The sequence below is a fragment of the Ferroacidibacillus organovorans genome, from assembly GCF_001642725.1.
Classification (GTDB): domain Bacteria; phylum Bacillota; class Bacilli; order Alicyclobacillales; family SLC66; genus Ferroacidibacillus; species Ferroacidibacillus organovorans.
The window spans coordinates 25,472-41,098 of sequence record NZ_LSUQ01000002.1; the positions used below are offsets into that span (position 1 = coordinate 25,472).

The window sequence follows — 15,627 nt, forward strand, 5'->3', positions numbered from 1 at the left end:
TATCGTGAAATCGCACGTGCGAGATGAGAAAAAATGCCTGCTGTATCGCGGGCATTTTTCTCACTCACACCATCTGACTCAACTATGCAGCGCTTTGTAAAGCGCCAAATTGAGTTCCAAAACGTTGATACGTGTACGTCCAAAAAGTCCCATGCTTGGTCCTAAGGTATTATTTTTAACCAATCCCGTCAAGAACGACTCACTCAAATGCGTGTATTTAGCGACGCGTGGGATCTGAATGAGCGCGGATTGCACGCTGATGTCAGGATCAAGTCCCGATCCGGAGCTCTCCACCAAACTGACAGGGATTTGACCTGTCGTCAAGCCAGGCGTCGTTTTTAGCAAATAAGCGATACGCTGCTTAATATCCGAAATCAGCGCAGAACTTGTCGGTCCATTATTGCTTGGCGCAGAGGCAAACGCGTTATACGGTTTTGCTTTACCTGTTGAAACGGACAGCGTGGCAGATGGCCTTCCCCAAAAGTAATCGGGACTCGGTTGGAAATTCTGTCCGACATGCGCCGCGCCCACCAAAACGCCGTTAACATACACGGGACTTCCCTGCGCCTGATACGGCATCACGAGATTGCTGACCCCGGTCATCACCAAGGGGAAGAGTAACCCCAACAAAACCCAAAGCAAAAGCGTGACGCCGATCATCGGTCTGAACATTCTTACCATCGATCTTCCTCCTATCTCCTCGTGATCCTTGCGCGTTACGCGAGACCAAAGATGCCAAGGACTCGATCAATCACCCATATACCCGCAAACGGAATGATGACGCCAAGCACTCCCCAATTGAAGATGTTGCGGGCGAGCATCCGATCCGCCGATTCTGCGCGATACTTGACACCGCGAACCGCAAACGGAATCAGCGCTGGGATGATCAACGCGTTAAAGATCAGAGCCGACAAGATGGCGCCGTGCGGGGTCTTTAGCCCCATGATGTTCAGCGCGCCAAGCACGTGAAGAAGAGGCACGGACGCAAACATGGCAGGAATGATCGCGAAATACTTTGCGACGTCATTCGCAATCGAAAACGTCGTCAGCGCGCCGCGCGTGATCAGGAGTTGCTTGCCGACCATCACCACTTCCAGAAGCTTGGTCGGATTTGAGTCGAGATCGATCATGTTGCCCGCCTCTTTGGCGGCCATCGTCCCGGAATTCATCGCGAGCCCTACGTCCGCTTGGGCGAGCGCCGGAGCGTCGTTCGTGCCGTCGCCCGTCATGGCAACCAATTTTCCTTCCGCCTGTTCACGGCGAATCAACTCGATTTTGTCTTCCGGTTTTGCCTCTGCGATGAAGTCGTCAACGCCCGCCTCTTCCGCGATGACCGCCGCCGTGATGCGGTTGTCGCCTGTCGCCATCACCGTGCGGATCCCCATTTCGCGAAAATCGCGAAACTTTTCTTTTAGGCCTGGTTTGACCACGTCTTTTAAACAGATGATTCCAAGCGCCCGACCATCCACGGAACAGCCAAGGGGTGTCGCACCCTGACGTGCAACGTGCTCTGCGTATTGATCGAGTTCATCTTGCGCGCCCGCGACGATCTCTTTGATGGCGCTCACCGCGCCTTTGCGAATCTGCCGACCATCGACGAGGTCGATGCCGCTCATCCGCGTGTGCGCCGAGAACGGGATCGGTTCGCCGTCCGCCTTCGGTAGCAGTTGAAGATTCAACATGCGCTGCGAAAGCTCGACCACCGAACGCCCTTCAGGCGTCGTGTCCGCAAGCGAAGACAAAAGCGCTGCGTCTGCCAGTTCCGCAAGCGTCACGCCAGAGACTGGAAAGAATTCTGTCGCCATGCGATTGCCAATGGTAATCGTTCCCGTTTTATCGAGAATGATCGTATCGATATCGCCCGCCGCTTCTACGGCGCGTCCACTCTTTGCAACGACATTCACTTGCGATACGCGGTTCATCCCAGCGATCCCAATCGCCGACAAGAGCGCGCCAATGGTCGTTGGAATGAGACACACCAGCAGCGCGACGAGTGTCGTCGTGTCCGTCGCCCCCGATCCGTAATACCCGGCAATTGGTGCCAGTGTCACGACCACGAGCACAAAGATCAGCGTGAGCACGCCGAGTAGCGCAGAGAGCGCGATCTCGTTCGGTGTCTTTTGTCGCTTGGCGCCTTCGACCAGCGCGATCATGCGATCGAGGAACGACTCGCCCGGATGCGTCGTGATCTCGATGACCAAGCGATCGGACATAAGCGTCGTCCCGCCTGTCACACTGTCTTCGACCGTTTTCACGACAGGCGCCGATTCACCTGTGATCGCTGACTCGTCGATCGACCCGATTCCCTCGATAACCATGCCATCTCCCGGAATGACATCCCCGGCTTCGACGAGACAGCGCGTTCCCTTCTCAAGGCTCGCCGATTCGACGAGATCAAAGCCGCCGTCCGCGCGCAGAATCTTCGCCTTTGTCGAAGACTTCGTCTTGCGCAAAAAATCCGCCTGGGCGCGTCCGCGCGCCTCAGCATACGCCTCGGCAAACGTCGCAAACAGGATGGTGAAAAACAGGATAACTGTCACCAATCCATTATAGAAGCGCGTTCCCGGCGTTGACGCCTGGATGGTGAACCAGAGGGTGACAAGCGTCCCGATCTCAACGACCATCATCACCGGATTACGCACCATTTCCACTGGATTCAGCTTACGAAAGGTGTCTTTTAGCACTTGCATATTGTACCCTTTGGCCAACCGCAAGTCGTTTGTCTTTGCCATGTGACTCGTTTCCCTCCCCTTTCAATCAGAACAAGTGATGGGCCAACATCAAGTACTGCTCCGCCAAGGGGCCCAGCGCCATGATCGGAAAAAAGGTCAGTGCATTCAGAATGATGATTGCCCCGAACAAAATGCCCGCAAAGAGTGGCGTGTCGGTGTGCATCGTTCCTGAAGTCTCCGGGACGGTCTTTTTCTTGAGCAGCGATTGCCCCAAGAGAAGCATGGCCATAACGGACGCATAGCGCCCAATGATCACCACAATGCCGAGCGCAATCTCATAGAACGGAAGCGCCGCGCCAAGGCCGCCAAACGCAGACCCGTTGTTGGCGGCCGCAGAGGTAAACCCGTAGAGGATCTCACCCAACCCTTGTGGCCCTCCGTTGTAGACCCCTTTGAGCCCCGCGGGCGAGTGAATCGCAATCGCCGTCCCCACCAAGATCAACAACGGGTGAATCAGAAACGCGATTGACGCCAGCGTCACTTCTTTGGTTTCAATCTTCTTGCCAAGAAACTCCGGCGTGCGCCCAACCATCAAGCCCATCAAGAAGATCGTGATGATGACAAACATGATCATGTTGAGAAAGCCGACGCCCTTGCCGCCAAACACCATGTTGAGAAACATCCCGATAAAGAAACTCAGGGATGAGAGTGGCAAAAAGCTGTCATGCGCACTGGCGACCGACCCTGTCGTAAACGCCATCGTCGCCGTCTCAAAGATCGAGGTGCCACCCATGCCAAAACGCAGCTCTTTACCGACCATGTTGCCGTGCGTCGCGAGTCCCAGACTGTTGACAATCGGGTTGCCCGCCACCTCTGGGAAGTACGCAAGCGCAAGCATGATCATAAAGAGGGATCCGGCGACTGCGGTTAATGTCCAGGCAAGTTTTCTTCTGCCCGTCATTACGCCAAAGAAATAGAAGAAACCGATCGGCAAAAGACCCATTGAAATTGTTTCGATGATGTTTGAAAACGCGCTCGGATTCTCCAGCGGATTCGCGCTGTTGGCGTTTGTAAACCCACCACCGTTTTGCCCGAGGTGTTCAATCGCTTCCCAACTCGCGATCGGCCCGCGCGGAATCAACTGTGTCTGACCACCCAAGGTGTGCGCCTGAAAGTAGGCGCCAAGCGTTTCCGGTACGCCCTGCCCGACGAGAATGAGCGTGACGACAATCGCCAAAGGAAGCAGGAGTCGCGTGCAGACAAGCGTGAGATCGACAAAGAAGTTGCCGAGTTTGCGTCCAGAGAGCGCGCGTACGACCGCGATGCCAACGGCGCCACCCGCCGCGGGAGTTACAAATTGAAGGTAAGAGAGCACGCCAAACTGCGAGAAATAAGACATCGTGTTCTCTCCCGAATACGCCTGCCAGTTCGTATTCGTCGTAAAACTGGCTGCCGTGTTAAACGCGAGCAACGGGTTGAGCCCGCTCATGTGCTGCGGATTGAACGGCAAGATATTCTGAATGCGCAGCAAGAAATAGGCGAGCAACACCCAAACCAGATTCGTGCCCACAAACGCGATGCCGTATTGTTTGGCCGTCATGTCACTTTCACGCGACACGCCGATCACACGAAAAATGCCATTTTCCAGCCAGCCGAAGGGACGATCTAAAAACGTTGGCTGATACGTAAAAACTTTCGCCATGTATTGTCCAATCGGCTTGATTGTGATTAAAAACACCGCGAGAACCACAATCCATGTCAAAACCGTCGAGAGGGACACCCGCATTCAACTCCTTATCCTGCTAAAATTTCTCTGGTCGAACGATGACAAAAACGAGATAAAGCATGACCACAATCGAAAGCGTCAATAATACCCAGTTCTCCACGTCCACTCCCCCGTTCACAGCTTGTCGAGATAGCGCATCAGCGCTAGGGAAAAGCCAAATCCAATCAGTAACAATGCGATCATGTAGAGATCGGACATAAAGCGCGACCCCCTCCCTAAATTTACAAGTCGCTTGTGCCTCACGTATTGTACCTCCCACCTCGTAAATAACTTGCTAGATAGACGGCACACAAACGTGAAAAAAAAATAAAAACGTGAACCTTTTTGGGGGTTCACGCTGTGTATCAAACTTGTGAATGGTATTTTCTTCATATCCTTCACGATTTATTCATCGTGGGCGGAAGCGTAGAGGATGTACCCGATTCCCGCAATCGTCACGAGATAGACGGGACGTTTGGGGTTAGGTTCAAGGTAAGAGCGTAGGCGGCGTACATACACCCGCAAATACTCATGCTGATCCTGATACTCTGGTCCCCAGATCTTGCCGAGCAGATGTTCGTGCGTGAGCACCTTTCCCGCGTGCTGCACCAACTCTTTCAAAAGGTTCCACTCGGTCGGCGTCAGCCTTGTCCGCTGTTCGAACGCTTCGACCTCACGCGTCTCATGCAGAAGGCGAAACGGTCCGCACGTCAGTTCCTCCTCAATGAGCAGGCTCTGACTTCTGCGCAGCAATGCGCGAATCCTCGCCATCAGTTCTTGGAGCGAGAATGGTTTTGTCATATAATCATCCGCGCCAAAATCAAGCGCGTGAATCAGATCAGACTCCGTGTTGAGCGCTGTCAGCGCCAAAATCGGAACGGACGTTATCTTCCTGAGTCGCTTGCAAAGCTCGAATCCATCCATCTCAGGCATCCGCATGTCGAGCACGACGAGACTTGGCTCTCGCTCAAACACCTGCTCAAGCGCCGCGTGGCCGTCACCGACTGCCGTCACGCGGTACCCTTCGAGTTCGAGATTCATCGAGAGCAAGCGACGGTATCTCTCTTCGTCCTCCACAATCAAGATCGACTCTGCCTGCTGCACCATTTTCTCCACCTTTTACACCATGGGTATTTCAAAGCCGACTTCAAAGCCGCTCTTCGTATTTTGCGCAAAGACCCGACCGTTGTGTGCCTCAATAATCTCTTTGACAATGCTAAGCCCTAGCCCCGATCCGCGAATCTCAGAGCGGGCATGCTCATCGCCGCGATAAAAACGCTCAAAGATTCGCTCAAGGTCTTTACCCTGAACGCCTTTTCCGCAGTCCCGCACGCGGACGCGCAGGGTATCCGGGCGCATTTCAATGAAAAGATCAATGTGATCCGCCGAGTATTTCAGTGCGTTATCAAGCAGGTTAAACGTTGCGTCCATCAATTCATCCGGGTCGCCCAAGAGGAATTCCCCGTGTTCATCGCAAAGGTGCAACGCGACACGCGTTTGCGTCGAGAGTCTCTTTTGGATGCGTTTGATCCACTCGGCGCCGAGAAACGGACGTTTTTGAAGATGCGCGCCCGTCGCTTTCCACGTGGAGACTTTCAAGAGTTTATCAATCTGATTCTCTAATTGTACACTCTCATCTACGATGAATTGCGCAAACTCTGCATGCTGGTCTTCAGACAGCCGTTTTCCGCGATACACGAGCGTCTCCGCATACCCTTGGATCAACCCGAGGGGCGTCCGCAGTTCGTGCGAGACGTTTGCGAGCAAATCCGATCGCAGACGGTCCATCTCGCGATAGCGCGCAACATTCGCCGCATCCTCTTCCATCGCTCCATAGGTGAGAAGCACCGCGATCTCACGCGCAATAATCGCGAGCAAATCCGAGAGTTGAGCGTTCCACTGGCCCCCGTGCCCGCGCAAAACCAAGACACCGCGCGCGCGGTCGCGATCGATGAGCGGGTACACTGCCGTGTTGGGAATGCGAATTCCCGGCAGGATGGTGCCCACCTCAGCGTAGACTCCACTGTACCAGACCCTTCGCGTGCGCATGACTTCGTTGATCGCGCCTGCCTCGACATGCAAAAGCGCGTTTGGGATCTCGCGAATCGAGTCAGAAATAAGTGGACCACTTCTGCAGTATGAGCGCAGAGACACCCCGTCCTCCCCTTGAACCTGCTGTAACACCTCCGCAGAAGAGAGATCCGTGTAGATGGTCACCTGCTCAAGGATGTGTGTCATCACTTCTTTGACGCTGCCCGGTTTTACCGTCGCCAGCATCCAGCCGCCCGAGATGGCCAGTAGCTTATCGCGAAGCAACTCCTGCTCGCGGATCAGTCGCGTAAGTTTCTTCTCTTTTACGATGTAAACCATCAGCACAAGGAAAATCGCGATCATCCAACTAGCCTGCTCTGCAATTACGGCGCTGGGCGACGCGATCGCTCCCGCTTGCGCGATGGCGATGCGCTCCAAGGATGAAACATCATAGGTTAACGGCCCGCGAAAGGACGCGCCAAGCGCCTGGTTTGCCGCGCGCAACAGGTGCGTCACAAGCGCTGGATGGTGAAGTTCGCGCTGTCTCATCGCTTCAAACAGGCAGAGGAGTGCAAAATGGGATGCCCGCAGTCGCTCTGTCGCCACACTCCACGCGTCAGAAATCTTCCAGACGATGATGGATACGGTGACGACAAGCGCCAAGGTCATCCATATACGCTGCGTTCCTTGTTTCGACATTCTTCTTACCTCTTGGCGATTGTGATATGATTTCATGATATCACGGTGCAAGGACAAGGCAATCTTGACGTTGATGGAAAGCGGATGTTCAAAAAGGAGACGTCGCGATGTCGAGTGACCCCTTCCGGAGAAAATCACATGCAGAAATCATGGAGGAGATGTCCTTTCTTAAGAAGGGACACCTTAAAATCTACTTAGGCGCGGGTAGTAAAACGGGCAAAACCTACACGATGCTTCATGACGGATACGATCTGCTCGCATCCGGAATGAATGTGGTACTCTCTGGCGTCAGTGAAGAGCATCCACTTGAGGAATTTGTGAATGAAGCGCCCCTCTCCTCGATCCCGATCATCAAGGCAACAGCCCATGAGGCATCCGCAGATCTCGACGTTCAGGCGATTCTTGCGCACAAGCCAGATCTCCTGCTTGTTGATGATCTGGCGCACGCAAATCAACCGAGTGCGCGTTTCCCGACGCGTCTTGATGATGTAACCTTTTTGCTAGAGCATGGCATCCATGTGATGACGACCTTGAATATCTATGACATTGAAGAATTGCGACAAAACATCAAAAAATTGACAGGCATTGAAGTCAGGCATACGGTGCCGCTGTCCGCAGTGGCAGGCGCACACGAGATCAAACTGATCGATGTCGACCCCGAAGCGGTCCTCAAACGGCTGGAAAAAGAAAAAAAGGGCGACGCGCGCCTCACACCCGAGTTGAGCCAGGATGCGCTCTCGATTCTGCGAGAGTTTGCGCTGCGGCTTATCGCGGACGATGTGAATGAACGATTAGAACAGTACCGCAAGACGCACGCCCTGCAAAACGCATCGCCTGCGGCCGAGAAGATTCTCGTCGCACTCAGCTATAACTCGAATGGCACCCTTCTGATAAGACGCGGCCAGCAACTCGCCAATCGCTTGAATGGTGAACTTCACATCATGACAGTCACCGAAGAAAAGCAAAAGAAAACGACGGAAGAAATCGCGTTTAAAGACGCGATTCTAAAACTGGCGGATAAAGTGGACGCGACATTCCACGAAGCATTGCGCACACCCGCAGCGTCGATCTCAAGGATCATTGTGGACTATGCGTTGGCGCACGCGATATCGCGGATCGTCATCGGGCAGTCACGCCGCAGCCGCTTTGAAGAGTGGAGAAAAGGGTCAATCCTCAATGAACTGCTGGAGCAGGCCAAGCAAATCGATCTGATGGTGATCGCAGATCGCCACTCCACGCACGGTGAGCGGCTCTTGACGTATCGTCAACGCAGCAGAAATGCGCACCCCTACGCAGCGATAAAGCAGGGCGATCTCTCGCATGTGCTACAGAAATTGCGACGCGGGCGCTTCAAGATCTATATTGGCGCGGCGCCCGGCGTCGGCAAGACGTTCATGATGCTCGAAGAGGCGTACGATCTGAAGCGGCGGCACATCGACGTCGTCGGCGGCCTGATCGAGACGCACAAACGTAAAGGAACCGAGGCGCAGATCCGGGATCTTGATGTGCTGCCTAGAAAGTCACTTGATTACCGTGGAACGATGTTTGAAGAAATGGATCTGGAGGGAATCCTGCGGCGGAATCCAGAAGTCGTCCTGATCGATGAACTCGCGCACACGAATATCGTGGGGAGCAAACACCAGAAGCGCTACGAGGATGTGGAAGAGATTCTCGAAGCGGGAATTTCAGTCATATCGACGGTCAACGTGCAACACCTGGAGAGCTTGCGCGACACCATTTTTCAGATTACGGGTGTCAGGGTCCGCGAGACAATCCCTGACTTCATTTTGCGCATGGCCGATGAGGTGGTGCTGATCGACGTTCCACCCGAGACCTTACAGCAGCGGATGCGGGAAGGGAAAATTTATACGCTCGACAAGGCGGAACAGGCGCTCGCAAACTTTTTTCGGCAAGGCAACCTGATTGCACTGCGTGAACTGGCGCTGCGCGAAGTGGCCGATCACATTGACGATCGGCTCGAAGCGCACGACGATCGAAGCGCACTGCGCGGGCCGTGGCGCAGGATGGAAGTCGTCTATGTGTGTGTCAATGCGTCGCATAAAGCGGAGTTTCTCATTCGCCGCGGATTTCGCACCGCGCACCGTATGAAGGCGACCATGTTTGTGAGTTTCGTCCAAGTGGGAACTACGCATAGCGATGAGGAACGATCCTGCTTGGAGAGTCTGCGCGCACTGACGGAACGTCTCGGGGGAACGTTCATCCTTTTGCACGCGCAAACCGCGCGGGAGATTCCGCTGACACTCGTCAATGACATGGAGGAGAAACTCGCCACGCAAGTGGTGCTTGGCCACTCGTCGCGCTCGCGCATGGAGATCAAGCGGCGTGGCAACACCCTGCGCACGCTGCTTCGCTCGATTCGAAGTGTCGACGTGGTTGTACTCGCACTCGCGCCGTGAGTCTGCGCGCCAACAGGCGACCGCGATCCGGCTCACGCGCGAAACAGCGCGGGTAACATGGGGATTACCTCCATGAGAATGACTGGAGGTAGCGCACGCCATTTAGACACCCCGTTGAATACACTTACTGCAACGGTAAAAACATACACCTGCCAGATCGAAAATACCCCAATGCTGCTAAGTAAGGTCGACCATTTAGAATTACTTGATACAAACATGCCAAGCGTCAAAAAGTGAAGTTGATTACCGCTACTAAAAAACTCCACCAGTAAGATGATGACAAAATTCAAAAATGAGATCAGCGATGCGTGAATCACGATCCTCATACATTGCTTATAGGTGAGTGAAAGGCGAAACATTTTCAAACTGAGCCACATCCAAAACCCCTGGACGATGATGTAAATTGTGAAAATCAACAAACTAACGATTGGTCCAACTAGAAAAGTAAACAGTCCCAAGACACTTTTAAGGTTGGCCGCACCAAATCGATTGCCTCCAAAATAAATCAAAAAGGAAATCATCAAGGCATACCCAATCCATTGAATGACAAACGTTCTTCGCCACGCCGGATGCTCTCTCAGAGACGTGAAATACTGCCCGGGATGGCGCAAAAATTGAAAATAGTCATGCCATGCTTCGCTCAAATCGATCTGTTCCTTTCTGGATGCGCAACGTATGGTTCTGTTTCCTGTTGTACCATGCGCCGTAACGATCCTTTCTAGTCATCTTTGACTTGTAAAAAAAGCCCGCGTATCAAGCATGATGCTCGACACGCGGGCTGAAGCTTTGCGGGTTGAATTTTTATAAAAGATGTTTAAAACTGTGCGGTATCACCCGTGAATGAGCAACGAACCTAGAAGTCCAATTCCATATGAAACGATACCGACAATGACGCCGGCTGCCGTCATTTCAAGCCCACTCGTCCACCAGCGGCGAACAGTAATCAAGCTCTTTGCCGCGCCCACGGCAAAGTGCGCAACGATGCTCACAATCGCAGCGAGCACAATCGCTGTGACGCCACCCGTAAAGAAAAACGGAATAAGTGGAAGAATCCCGCCCACAAATGTTGAAAGACTGCCAATGCCGGCAGACGTCCACGGATTGCCGCCTTCATCCGTGATGCCAAGCTCCTCTTGGCTCATCGCCTTTAGAAACTGCTCGGGATCCTTTGACAAGCGTTCCGTAATCTCTACCGCCTCATTCTCTGTAAAACCTTTCAATTGATACAAAAGGCGCAACTCTTCCTTTTCAAGCTCCGGGTTCTCCCTGATCTCTTTGCGCTCGAAATGCAGCTCACTATGCGCCAATTCGTTCTTTGAGCGCGTCGAGAGCCACGCCCCTACCCCCATCGACAAGGTGCTTGCAATCGCGCCAAACAAACCGCTGACGAGCACCGTATGTCCGTTTGCCGTGTATCCGGCAACCCCTGAAATGATCCCAAAGATCGCGCCAAGGCCGTCGTTCACACCATAGATCGCGTCGCCGACCCACCCTCCAGCCGACTGTTTGTGCCAGCGCTCAGCCCCCCACAAACTGCTCAAACGCTCGCCAATATGCGCTGTTGGCGCCGCAAACAGTCCGCGAACACTGCTGTCGTGGTTCGATTCATCCTCATCGATCTGGTCGATGATTTGCAGAATCTCAGGATCCTCAAACACATGCTTTAAAGATTCATACCACGCCGCGTTGCTGTGCTCGAGTGCATCCAGTCGCTTTAGCAACTGCTCACTTGAAGCGTGTTCCACTGGCGGCGCTTGATACGCTGACGCGGGCGCCTGCTCTCCAATTTCCTTCAACTTTCGCGCCCACATCTCTGCGTGCGTCTGCTCAATCTTCGAAAGCTGCAAAAGGATGGACTTGCGACCCGAATCCTTTTCAAGCGCTGCGGCCTGCGCGTAGAGACGCGTCGCATCCATCTCGCGTCGCCAACTCTCGAGCAACGTCTTTTTAACCATCCGGTCCTGCATTCCAAGACTCAAGAAGCGCTTCCTCCACTTTCATTTTTTCATTGCAACATCAATCAAGTTCCATGAGATCATGACGTCTTTCGAGCAACAGCAAGGCATCGCTCCACATCATACTGCAACGTGATCTGACTGCCTGTCGCCCACTCCACAGGCGACCAGCACTCCAGCATCTGACCTGACCCATCTGTCGCGAGTTCTAGACGATACTGCCACTGTGCGCCGTGGTAGGCGCGCTGGCGAACGATCACTGGCAACCCGCGCGCCTCATCGCAATCCGTCATTACCATATCCTGCGGGCGGATGACAAGCGTCACCTCATCGCCAAGATCCTGCTCTTCCGTCCCTTCCATCGTTACCCCGTGACAGGAAATCGCCACGCGCCCTGCCGTCCGTCGAATCACTCGTCCTGACAACAAATTCGCCGCGCCAAGAAATGTCGCGGTAAACGCCGTGTGCGGCCGCTTATACATTGGCTCCGGCGCCCCTTGTTGCTCCACAACACCATTATGCATGAGTACGATATGATCGGCCATACTCAACGCCTCTGTTTGGTCGTGTGTAACATAAATGGTGGTGATCTGCGCCTCTTGCGTGATCCGCCGAAGCTCCCAGCGCATCTGTTCGCGCAGTCCCGCATCAAGCGAACTGAGCGGCTCATCCATCAGCATGAGCGCCGGACCAGGAGCAAGTGCGCGGGCGATGGCCACGCGCTGTTTTTGACCACCTGACAGCTGATGCGGAAACAGTTTCTCATACCCCGGAAGCGCCACTTGCTCGAGCACTTCTTCGACACGCTTTACAATCGCCGCCTTGTTCATCTTGCGAACGCGTAACCCGAAAGCGATGTTATCAAACACCGTCAAATGTGGCCAGAGCGCAAAATCCTGAAACACCATTCCAATCTTGCGCTCTTCAGGCGGCAGCGTGAAACTCGCGCTTGACACCACGTTACCGCCGATTGAAATCTGGCCTTCCTCAATCGGAACGAGTCCTGCGATCGCGCTGAGCATGGTCGTTTTCCCGCATCCTGACGGTCCGAGCAATGCGACAAACTGTCCCTCCTCAATCTCAAGCGACACCCGTGAAAGCACGTTTCGCGCGCCGTACTTCTTCACAACATCGTTTAATACAACGTGAGTATTTGCCATTTAAGAACCCTCCACACGCATCGACGAGACACGTTTTTCAACCCGCAAGGCCACGCGCCATGTTCTGATTCGCCACGCGCGGATTCTCACGATCAGTTGGCCAAGTCCATACACGGCGATCAAAATCGTCATGCCAAGCAGTGTGAGCGCCGACCCCTGTGACCATAGAAACGCGTTAAACTTTGCGGCGATCAAGACGGGAAACGGCGGCTGACCGGGCGGATAGAGCAAGGAGGATGCGGGCAGTTCAAAAAAGGTCCCGATGAACGCCAACAACCACGTCGAGAGCACCGTTCCCCGAATGAGTGGAAAAACGATGACGCGAAGCAGGCGCAGACGTTTTGCACCCAACACCTGCGCGGCGCGCAGAAGGTTGACCGAAACTTGACTGAGCGCGCCCATCTGCAGGCGTATCGAGTACGGCAGCGACCCCGCGATATAGGCAAGCGAGAGGCACACTGGCGTTCCGTAGAGTACGAGATGCAGCGGGATCAACCACACGCCATTCCACGCGAGCACAAAACCCGCCGCCATGACGACGCCTGGAACTGCGATCGAACCAATGATGATGATACTGAGAACGCGATTCAGCGCAGTTTTTACGAATGACATTTGAAAAGAAATCAAAAGCCCCAATCCAGCAGCGGCGAAACCGCTGATGAGCGCATATGCGACCGAGTTTCCGAGCGCCGCCATCCCACCGCCCGTGATGAGCGCGTGGTTAAAATGTTGGAATGTCCAGTTGTTGCTCGCAATCCCACTCGTCATGTTTTTCCAGAGCGCGGCACAGAGCGTCGCGCCCATCGGCAAGATCAAGGAACCAAGAGCGATCCCATATGCGAGAACGACCCACAGCTTGCCGCCGGCCATGCGAACGCTTGGCCGCTGCGAGGTTGAGATGGTGGCGAATCCTCGCCTTGACAAGATAAAAAACTGAAGCCACAGCGCCATGCCTGTGACGACAAGCAGCACGAGAGACAAGACAGCAGCGGCTGAAAAATTGACGGGCGCCTGACTGAGTGCCGCATAGATCTGATACGAGAGAAGGGGAATCTGCATCTGCGGCGTGATCGCGGCGGCAAACCCAAAATCGCCGAAGCCTTCTGCGAAGGCGATCGAAGTCCCTGCCAGAAGCGCCGGAAGCAACAGGGGAAGAATCACGCTGCGCAACACGCGAGCAGGTTTCCCGCCGCTAAGCCGCGCTGCATCGACCAATTCGCCGCCGATGTTTGCAATCGCCTGCTCCACTGCAAAGTGAACAAATGGAAAATAGCGAAAGCCCATGACGACCACCAGTCCAGTCGGCGAAAAGAACCAGCCGGAAAAACCGTTTGGCATGTGAAAGAGTTGCGCCAGAATCCCGTTATCTTGCATCAGGATGACCCACCCCTGAGCGATGATGTACGATGGCGCAAAAAAGACGACCCAAATGCAGACGCGAAGGATCGTTCGCGCGATGCCCCTTGTACGCGCTAATCCGATGGCTGTTATCACGCCCAAGATGCTGGCAAGGAGCGCAGAGAGAACGCCAAACAACAGGCTGTTCACAATCGCGCTCGCGTTTCCTGGGTCGGAAAAGGTACCAGAGAATGCGCTCAGTGAGAAGCGAAAGGAAGGCGTCATGTCAAACGCGTGGGGGAACGCTACCAGTAGCAGTAGCGTCCCCATGGGATAGATCATCAAAATGAAGAGGATGAGAAGACTTGGCGTCGCCCCGACGGCGCGCAGGCGGCGCGCAATTCTCTCATAGCGCGCGCGATTATTGGACAATGTTGTCATGGAACCATGTCTTGATCTGATTTTCAGTCGCGGCAGCGCGCACCGGGTTTACGCGAACCCAGTGAATGCCTGCCTGTTGCCGCTGCGGATCGGGCTTCAATCCCTTGATGATCGGATTAAAATACGAATCGCCGCCGCCGTTGGCTGGATTCAACATGATCTTTTGCCCCTGTGGTGAGAGGACAAACTGGACAAACGCTTTGGCGGCCGCCATATCCGGCGCGTTTTTGTCAATCGCCATCACGCCTGGCAGCATCGCAACGCCAGTCGATGGATACACGATGCGGATCGGTTCACCAGACGCTTTTGCTTTCGTCAGTGCGGAGTCTTGAATCATGATCACCTTGACTTGGCCAGTCAAAAGGGCATTGAGCGTCACGCCGTTTGTCGGGAAAACCTTCAGTCCATTTGCTTTGAGCGCTTTAAAGTAAGCTTCTCCACCTTTGACGCCGCGCTGCTGCATGATGCCTGCGACGAATGGATAGGTCGGACCAGAAATGCTTGGATCATTCATCGCCACTTGACCTTTGAAACGCGGTGAGAGCAAATCATTCCACGAGGTAGGCGCCTGTTTTGGCGAGAGATATTTTGTGTTATAGGCGATCGCCGCCGCCGCAGTTACGGATGCCGGAAAATAGGCGTGATCCTTCGGGAGCAAGGAGTGCCCGAGCGGCGTATAGTTTGACATATCGGATGGAGTAAAACCTTTTAGGAGCATGCCTTGGTTGGCGAGGGATTGCATGGTGGAGTCGCCGTCAAACCATGCGATGTCCCAGTGCGGATTGGTGCGCTCTGCCTCCATGCGGGCTACGATGTTTCCTGTCGAGTCATCCACGAGGTTCACTTGAATGCCCGTCTTCTTTTGAAACGCCGCCGCCATCGCCGCATCGTAGCCTTGCGCTGAGTACAGCACCAGATGACCCTTGGCTGCGGAAGCGCGCTTGGCGCTCGACGCGTGCGGTTGTTGTGCGTTTGCAGGCACGCTTGTCGTAGATGCGTGGAGTGCAAAAGGAACAATCACAAGCGTTGCGAGTACGCCTGCTCCAAGCGTTATCCCCGTACGTGTTTTCAACATAAATCCCCCTCGTGTCTGATTCGTGATTGCGTTCTATCATTCTCTTAACCTTCACGCGTCTAAGCATACGGTCG

Annotated in this window: 13 protein-coding genes; 1 reads left to right on the plus strand and 12 read right to left on the minus strand. The window is 54.2% G+C overall.

Annotation, left to right across the window (positions count from 1 at the left end; all coding sequences use genetic code 11):
- Nucleotides 1-78 precede the first annotated feature (78 nt).
- From kdpC to AYW79_RS00810, 7 genes are all read right to left on the minus strand, one after another.
- Entirely contained in the window at nucleotides 79-681 is a 603-nt protein-coding gene (gene kdpC, locus AYW79_RS00790) for a potassium-transporting ATPase subunit KdpC (RefSeq protein ID WP_067560539.1), read from the minus strand.
- 35 nt (nucleotides 682-716) lie between these two features.
- Nucleotides 717-2,732, minus strand: coding sequence for a potassium-transporting ATPase subunit KdpB (gene kdpB, locus AYW79_RS00795; protein WP_067560540.1), 2,016 nt, complete (start codon nucleotides 2,730-2,732; stop codon nucleotides 717-719).
- A 25-nt stretch (nucleotides 2,733-2,757) separates the two neighbouring features.
- Nucleotides 2,758-4,452 carry a potassium-transporting ATPase subunit KdpA gene (kdpA, locus tag AYW79_RS00800; protein ID WP_067953449.1) on the minus strand — a complete coding sequence of 565 codons (1,695 nt, stop codon included), beginning with the start codon at nucleotides 4,450-4,452 and terminating at the stop codon, nucleotides 2,758-2,760.
- A 22-nt stretch (nucleotides 4,453-4,474) separates the two neighbouring features.
- Nucleotides 4,475-4,576, minus strand: coding sequence for a potassium-transporting ATPase subunit F (locus AYW79_RS16320; RefSeq protein WP_418251478.1), 102 nt, complete (start codon nucleotides 4,574-4,576; stop codon nucleotides 4,475-4,477).
- Nucleotides 4,573-4,701 carry a hypothetical protein gene (locus AYW79_RS16235; RefSeq protein ID WP_269449095.1) on the minus strand — a complete coding sequence of 43 codons (129 nt, stop codon included), beginning with the start codon at nucleotides 4,699-4,701 and terminating at the stop codon, nucleotides 4,573-4,575. Before AYW79_RS16235 ends, AYW79_RS16320 begins: the two co-directional genes overlap by 4 nt.
- A 141-nt stretch (nucleotides 4,702-4,842) precedes the next feature.
- Complete coding sequence (locus AYW79_RS00805) at nucleotides 4,843-5,541, minus strand: response regulator transcription factor (RefSeq protein WP_197461054.1); 699 nt, start codon at nucleotides 5,539-5,541, stop codon at nucleotides 4,843-4,845.
- A 15-nt stretch (nucleotides 5,542-5,556) separates the two neighbouring features.
- Entirely contained in the window at nucleotides 5,557-7,167 is a 1,611-nt protein-coding gene (locus AYW79_RS00810; RefSeq protein WP_067560544.1) for a sensor histidine kinase, read from the minus strand.
- Between the two features lie 158 nt (nucleotides 7,168-7,325).
- Between AYW79_RS00810 and AYW79_RS00815 the strand changes: the two genes are divergently transcribed.
- Nucleotides 7,326-9,584: a universal stress protein gene (locus AYW79_RS00815; protein ID WP_179122991.1), complete on the plus strand. Its 2,259-nt coding sequence runs from the start codon at nucleotides 7,326-7,328 to the stop codon at nucleotides 9,582-9,584.
- Between the two features lie 32 nt (nucleotides 9,585-9,616).
- On the opposite strand, the gene AYW79_RS00820 is transcribed toward AYW79_RS00815, so the two are convergent.
- From AYW79_RS00820 to AYW79_RS00840, 5 genes are all read right to left on the minus strand, one after another.
- The gene (locus AYW79_RS00820; RefSeq protein WP_067560548.1) at nucleotides 9,617-10,228 is read right to left on the minus strand and encodes a YIP1 family protein; all 612 of its coding nucleotides are present in this window, start codon (nucleotides 10,226-10,228) and stop codon (nucleotides 9,617-9,619) included.
- 186 nt (nucleotides 10,229-10,414) lie between these two features.
- Nucleotides 10,415-11,563 (minus strand): VIT1/CCC1 transporter family protein, encoded by a 1,149-nt coding sequence (locus tag AYW79_RS00825; RefSeq protein WP_082806848.1) that lies wholly within the window; start codon nucleotides 11,561-11,563, stop codon nucleotides 10,415-10,417.
- 56 nt (nucleotides 11,564-11,619) lie between these two features.
- Nucleotides 11,620-12,699, minus strand: coding sequence for an ABC transporter ATP-binding protein (locus AYW79_RS00830; RefSeq protein ID WP_067560550.1), 1,080 nt, complete (start codon nucleotides 12,697-12,699; stop codon nucleotides 11,620-11,622).
- Nucleotides 12,700-14,478 (minus strand): ABC transporter permease, encoded by a 1,779-nt coding sequence (locus tag AYW79_RS00835; RefSeq protein ID WP_082806847.1) that lies wholly within the window; start codon nucleotides 14,476-14,478, stop codon nucleotides 12,700-12,702.
- Complete coding sequence (locus AYW79_RS00840) at nucleotides 14,459-15,550, minus strand: ABC transporter substrate-binding protein (RefSeq protein ID WP_197461053.1); 1,092 nt, start codon at nucleotides 15,548-15,550, stop codon at nucleotides 14,459-14,461. Before AYW79_RS00840 ends, AYW79_RS00835 begins: the two co-directional genes overlap by 20 nt.
- Between the last annotated feature and the right edge of the window lie 77 nt (nucleotides 15,551-15,627).